Below are 6,601 nucleotides of genomic sequence, written 5' to 3'. Positions count from 1 at the left end.
CGGTACGGCTCCCGCCGTCGTGCGCGCCGAAACCGGTACGGCTCCCGCCGTCGTGCGCGCCGAAACCGGTACGGCTCCCGCCGTCGTGGGTGGCGGGAGCCGTACGGAGTGTGCTCCGCGTCAGCAGTCGACCAGGTCGGGCTGCTGGTTGAGGATCTGGGCGCGCGCGGTGACGAACTCCGCGTGCGCCTTCTCGGCCGTCGGGTCGAACACGGCGACGCGGTGGCAGTTCTGGAAGGCTAGCCGCACGCCGAAGTGACGCTCCAGCGCACCGCGCATCGCGTCGCTGGCCAGGCACCGCAGGAGCTGGCCGCGCGCGGCCTCGTCCGGTGGTGGCGTGTGGTTGTCCGCGAACTCGGCGCCGTCCTCCTGGCGTTGCCGGACCAGCCCGGTGATCAGGGTCCAGGCGTACGGGAGGGAGTCGCGGACGCAGGCGAGGAACGCCTCGTCGTCGACTTCACCCGCGCGGGCCTGGTCGATGAGCTCGTTCGGAACGGTCAGCGACATGTTTGGTTCTCCTCTCGGGAGGGACGAACTCGACGTTAGGCGCCGGTTCGCCCCGACTCCAGGTGGCGTTATGGGCACAGTCGCGTAGGCGCCCGGCCCTCATCCGGCTCCGACGGTCGGTCGCTCGCCGAAGACGAAGTCGTGGTCGATCTGCTGGAGAAGGTCCTCGCCGGTGGCCCGGTTGGCCCACGCCCGCGCGTTGCGGGTGTGGAACTCGATCGCCTGGCGGCCGAACCTCTCCCAGTCCTTCTTCTGGGCGCTCAGGTGGCTCATGAGCACCGTGAGGGCCTCCCGGTTGGCCGGTTCGAGGTCGTCGAGGCCGAACGCGCGGCCCTGCTCCATGGAGCGGACGGCAGGCGAGTGCTCCAGGCACACCAGCAGGTCGTCGCCCACCTGCTCCCGGAGGAAGGCGACGTCGGCCTCGGAATGGACCTTGTTGCCGACCACCGCGATCGGCACGTCGAAGTCGCGGGCGTGGTCGCGGTACTGGCGGTAGACGCTCACGCCCTGCCTCGTCGGCTCGGCGACCAGGAAGGTCATGTCGAACCGGGTGAACAGCCCGGAGGCGAACGAGTCGCCGCCGGCGGTCATGTCGACGATGACGTGCTCGTCGTGCCCGTCGACCAGATGGTTGAGGAAGAGCTCCACCGCGCCGACCTTGGAGTGGTAGCACGCCACGCCCAAGTCGTCCTCGTTGAAGGGGCCGGTGACCATCAGCTGGAATCCCTGGACGCCGGTGGCGAACCGCTCCATGAAGAAGGGATCGGTGACGCTCACCAGCCGGGAGCCCCGGCCTGGCGGGGTGGTCTTCACCATGGACGTGGCGGAGGTGACCCGGGGGTTGTCGCCCCGCAGGTACTCCTTGATCTCGCTTATATGGGCGCCCAGCGGTTGGGGCAGCGCCGACGGGTCGAGCCCGAGCACCAGCCCGAGGTGCTGGTTGATATCGGCGTCGATGGCGACCACCTGGCCGCTCAGCCGTGCTGCATACCTGGCGAACAGCGACGAAAGCGTCGTCTTACCGCTCCCGCCCTTGCCGACGAAGGCAACTCTCATGTGTCGGATCCAATCTGATTATGAAAACCATTGCAAGTACCGGGCGCCTCATCATGCCACGCGCCTGGCCTTTCCTCAGCGATTCATGACCCGGCCTCATCAGGTCCTCGTCACGGTTATCCACAGGAGGCACGGGTTGGTCGCCGCCGACCCCGGCTGTGAGTAGGGTTCCTGTCGTCCTGCGGCACTTACGAAGGGGTGACAAGGGTGGCGGCCACTTCCACTCCGCCGGCGGCCGACGAGCGCGCCGACGACAAGCTGCGCGCCTGGCTGCTGCATGGCCTGCTCCAGTCCGACCGCAAGTCCATCGGCCACCACGCTGAGCCGGCGGCCCACGAGCAGCACCGGTGGTGGCAGGTCATGTGCCTCACCGGTGTCGACTACTTCTCGACGCTCGGCTACCAGCCGGGCATCGCCGCGCTGGCCGCCGGGTCGCTCTCGCCCATCGCCACGCTGCTGCTCGTCGCGCTCACCCTGTTCGGCGCGCTGCCGACCTACCGCGCCGTGGCCGCCGAAAGCCCGAACGGCCTGGGCTCGCTGTCCATGCTCGAAGGCCTGCTGCCTGGGTGGCGGGGCAAGCTTCTGGTGCTGTTCCTGCTCGGGTTCGTCGCCACGGCGTTCGTCGTCACGATCACCCTGTCCGCGGCCGACGCCACGGCCCACGTCCTGCAGAACCCCTTCGTCCCCGACTTCTTCGAGGGGTGGAAGGTCCCGATCACGCTGCTGCTCATCGCGCTGCTCGGCCTGGTGTTCCTGGGCGGCTTCAGCGAGGCGATCGGCCTGGCCGTGGTCCTCGTGGCGGTCTACCTCCTGTTCAACGTCGTGGTCGTGGTCACGGCCGTCGTGCAGGCCATCGCCCATCCGGCCATGGTCGGTGACTGGCAGCACGCGCTCACCACCGAGCATTCGGGGCCGCTCGCGATGATCGGCCTCTCGCTCTTCGTGATGCCGAAGCTCGCCCTCGGCCTGTCAGGGTTCGAGACCGGCGTCGCGGTGATGCCTCTCGTGAAGGGCGATCTTGAGGAGCGCATCAAGGGCGCCAGGCGGCTGCTGACCGTCGCCGCGCTGATCATGAGCGTCTTCCTCATGGCCAGCAGCTTCGCGACCAGCGTGCTGATCCCGCCGGAGGAGTTCAAGGAGGGCGGCAAGGCCAGCGGGCGCGCTCTGGCCTACCTCGCCCACCAGTATCTCGGCGACCTGTTCGGCACGGCGTACGACATCAGCACGATCGCCATCCTCTGGTTCGCCGGCGCGTCGGCCATGGCGGGGCTGCTGAACATCGTGCCGCGCTATCTCCCCCGCTACGGCATGGCCCCCGACTGGACCCGGGCGGTGCGTCCCCTGGTGCTGGTGTTCACCGCCATCGCCTTCGCCATCACGATGTTCTTCCACGCGGGGGTCGAGGAGCAGGGCGGGGCGTACGCCACGGGCGTGCTCGCGCTGATCCTTTCGGCCGCGGTCGCGGTCACCCTGTCCTCCTGGCAGCACGGCAGGCGGGGCCGGGCCGCCGGCTTCGGTGTGGTCGCGCTGATCCTCGCCTACACGGCCATCGCGAACATCATCGAGCGCCCCGACGGGTTGAAGATCGCCTTCTTCTTCGTCATCGCCATCGTCGTCACCTCGATCATCTCGCGGGCCACGCGCTCCACCGAGCTGCGCGTCAGCGCCATCGAGTTCGACGAACAGGCCAAGCGCCTCGTCGACGTCCCCGGCAAGATCCGCATCATCGCCAACGAGCCCGACGCGCGTGACGAGCGGGAGTACGCCGAGAAGGACCACGAGACGCGGCGCAACCACCACCTGCCCGACGACGAGCCCCTGCTCTTCCTCGAGATCACCGTGGAGGACGCCTCGGAGTTCCACTCAGAGCTGTGCGTGGTGGGTGAGGAGCGGCACGGCTACAAGATCCTGCGGGTGCAGGGCGCCACCGTCCCCAACGCGATCGCGGCCGTCCTGCTGCACATCCGCGACGAGACCGGCAAGCTCCCGCACGTCTACTTCCACTGGTCCGAGGGCAACCCGATCGCGGCGCTCCTGCGCTACCTGGTCTTCGGCGGCGGCGACGTCGCGCCTCTGACCCGTGAGGTGCTCCGCCAGGCCGAGCCCGACGACACCCGCCGCCCCCCGGTCCACGTCGGCTGACCGGCGAGCCCCCACTGTCCTGCCCGGCCTATGCGGGGCCGCGTGGCGCCCGGCGCGCCCGGCCGAGGGCCATCAGGGGGTGCGCCCGGCCGAGGGCCATCAGGGGGTGCGTACGGCTTAGGTGGCGTCCGAGGAAGTCGAGTCGCTACGAGTCGCGTCGGGGGAAGTCGAGTCAGGCGAGGTCGCGTCGGGTGGGGTTGAGTCGGGTGGAGTCCCATCGGAGGAAGTCGAGCCGCTGGAAGTCGAGCCGCTGGAAGTCGGGTTGGGGGAAGTCGAGTTGGGAGAGGTCGCGTCGGCGGAGGGTGAGTCGGGTGGGGGCGGGGGGAGGAGGTCCTCGGGGGTGGAGATCTGGAAGCCCCAGGTGTCCGTCACGAGCCCGTTGAAGGCATCCGCGATGGCGAGGGCCACGGCCCCGGTGTCGAGCAGGGCTTCGTCCCCGGTGAGGACGATCGTGCCGTCGGAGTCCTCGAAGGGGCGCACGTCCACCTGCACGACCTCGATGGCGTACGGCATGACGGCGCGCACGGCCGAAGGGATCTTGGTCGTGTAGGCGAGGGACACCAGGATGTCGGCTCCGCCGTACATGCGGAAGTCTTCCTTGTACCGGTGGACGATCCCGTCGAGGAGCTCCGCGGAGCCGGCCTTCTCCCAGGCCGGCTTCAGTGACTCGGCGGGGCGCAGGTGGCCGCGCAGCAGCGAGATCATCTCGTCGTGCGACGGCATCTCCCCCAGGTACGCGACCGGCCCCAGGGAGTCGTCGTCGGTGGGGTCGGTCATCTCACCCCTGGTCATCGCCCAGCCGCCGAGGCGGTAGGCGATGCCCTCCGCCAGCCCCTTGTCGAAACCGTCGACGGGCAGCGGACCGTCGGCGACCACCCGATGAGCCCAGAGCTGGTTCTCGTCGGTGATCAGGAGCTTGCCGAGCTCCTGCTCTGACAGTTCGAGGCCGGGCTTCACCCGGATCCCCGTGAGCGCGATGTCGTCGCCGTCGGCTTGCGCGCCGGGATCGGCCAGCCGCAGGACCGCGAGTAGCGCCGCCGGGCTCGACTTGGCGGGCAGCAGAACGGTGGGTCCCGTGCGCAGGTGGCCGAGAAGAAGACGCTTCGAGAGCCAGCTCATGCCCATCTCCTCGTGATCGAGATACGACCGACCTTAGTAGGAATTCATCGGGTGGCGATGCCTTGTTGCCACTCCGTGAGCGGATTCGTCATCGCCGCCGCCGACAGGCAGCGAACCTACCCTGAAGGTCATCTGGGGGTGGTAAGTCCCGGGGGGTGGTAGTACTTCAACACGGCGTCCATGGTCGGGCTCAGACGTTCCCATTCGGCCGTGGTGGTGACCCAGTCGATGACGCTGATGCGGTCGCCCGTGACGATCATCCTCTGGAGCTCGTGGTAGGGCACCCCCTTGACCGCCCACGAGTGGTAGCCGGGCCCGGTCCAGGTGCTCTCCCACTCGGCCATGACGTCGCGCTTCGCGGGGACCTTCTCGAGGCGGATCCTCCGGTACTTCCTCACCGAGCCGGAAAGGGACGTCTCGACCTCGCGCAGCAGGTCCAGCGGGTCTCTCCCGCGAGAGTCGATGACCTCCAGCCCGAGGTAGGCCGTGCCCGTACGGTCGGCCCAGGTGAAGTAGTCCTCCTGGATGCCGAGCCGCCAGGCTCGCGGAACCGCCGCCTTCCAGTCCTGGCCCGCGTCGTGCCACTTCAGCCTCAACCGGCTCGGAGTGGGCGTGGGCGTCGCGGGCGGGGTCACGCCCGAAGCGGGAACCCTCGGCGGGGACGTGCCGGCGCGACCCGCGCTCGCGGTGCCGGCCGGCCGCAGAACGGCCCACCCGCCGATGGCGCCCGCGATGACCAAGGCCGCCGCCACCCCGGCGAGGAGCTTCGTACGGCTCGCGCCCCGGGCGAGTGCGGGTGCGGACGCCGGCTCGTCCGGCACCACGATGGCGTCGAGCAGGCGTCCGGCCTCGGCCGCGCTCATCCGTTTGGCGGGATCCTTGGCGAGCAGGCCGGCCAGCACCGGGCGCAGCTCGGCGGGCGCCTTGGTGAGCTCGGCGTCCTGGGTGAGCAGCGAGGCCAGCGGTCCCATGGCGCTGTCGAAGGGGGGCTTGCCGACGACCGTGGCGAAGAGCGTCGCGCCGAGCGACCAGAGGTCGGCGGACGGTGCGGCGGCCGCCCCGGCCGCCCGTTCGGGAGCGAGGAAGCCGGGCGATCCGATCGTGCCGCTCCGCTGGGCCACGGGGTCGCCGAGGGACGTCGCGATGCCGAAGTCGCTGAGCACCACGCGGCCGTCGTAGCCGATGAGGATGTTGGCCGGTTTGACGTCGCGGTGCACGACTCCGGCCTCGTGCGCGACGGACAGGGCGGTGAGGACCTCGCGGCCGATCCTCGCGGCGCGGGTGACCGAGAGCGGGCCCTCGCCGGCGATCACCCGGTCGAGCGAGCGCGACGGCACGAGCTCCATGATGATCCAGGGCCGCCCGTCCTCCTCGGCCACGTCGAAGACGCCGACGATGGAGCGGTGGTGGAGCCGCGCGGCCGTACGGGCTTCGCGGGAGGTCCGGTGGACCATCTGGAGCTGCTGACGGGAGTCGAGCCCGTGCGGGACCAGCACTTCCTTGACCGCCACCGGCCGGTCGAGGAGCGTGTCGTGCCCCTCCCAGACCATGCCCATGCCGCCCTGACCGAGTGCTCGCACCAGCCGGTATCGCTTCACCACCAGCTGCCCAGGAGTTCCCATCCGAAAATGCCCCTTCGCGGGCGATAGATAGAGATGTCAGCAGATCGGCAGTCTTCCACAAACGCCGGCTTTGGCGCGCTCCAACCGGGGTCGCACAAGAGTTGACATCCTCCCCGGCGTGAACGCCGGGGACTCCCCCACGTCGCCGTGGGGTT

At 69.7% G+C, this 6,601-nt stretch carries 5 protein-coding genes; 1 reads left to right on the top strand and 4 read right to left on the bottom strand.

The annotated features are described in order from the left end of the window. Positions 1–120: 120 nt before the first annotated feature. Complete coding sequence (locus AB0O34_RS08415; protein ID WP_363914059.1) at positions 121–507, bottom strand: SCO5389 family protein; 387 nt, start codon at positions 505–507, stop codon at positions 121–123. 99 nt (positions 508–606) lie between these two features. Next, complete coding sequence (locus AB0O34_RS08410; RefSeq protein ID WP_363914057.1) at positions 607–1,563, bottom strand: ATP-binding protein; 957 nt, start codon at positions 1,561–1,563, stop codon at positions 607–609. 207 nt (positions 1,564–1,770) lie between these two features. Between AB0O34_RS08410 and AB0O34_RS08405 the strand changes: the two genes are divergently transcribed. After that, complete coding sequence (locus AB0O34_RS08405) at positions 1,771–3,705, top strand: amino acid transporter (protein ID WP_363914055.1); 1,935 nt, start codon at positions 1,771–1,773, stop codon at positions 3,703–3,705. Between the two features lie 117 nt (positions 3,706–3,822). Here the strand turns inward: AB0O34_RS08405 and AB0O34_RS08400 are convergent, their stop codons facing one another. Further along, positions 3,823–4,824, bottom strand: a complete 1,002-nt coding sequence (locus tag AB0O34_RS08400) for a hypothetical protein (protein ID WP_363914053.1) — start codon at positions 4,822–4,824, stop codon at positions 3,823–3,825. Positions 4,825–4,952: 128 nt separating this feature from the next. Beyond that, a complete protein-coding gene (locus AB0O34_RS08395) occupies positions 4,953–6,446 on the bottom strand; it encodes a serine/threonine-protein kinase (RefSeq protein WP_363914051.1) in 1,494 nt (497 codons plus the stop codon). Positions 6,447–6,601: the final 155 nt, after the last annotated feature.

The organism is Sphaerisporangium sp. NPDC088356 (assembly GCF_040685555.1).
GTDB lineage: Bacteria > Actinomycetota > Actinomycetes > Streptosporangiales > Streptosporangiaceae > Sphaerisporangium.
The sequence above is the reverse complement of the archived record's forward strand: the minus strand, read 5'-3'. Positions and strand labels throughout refer to the sequence as shown.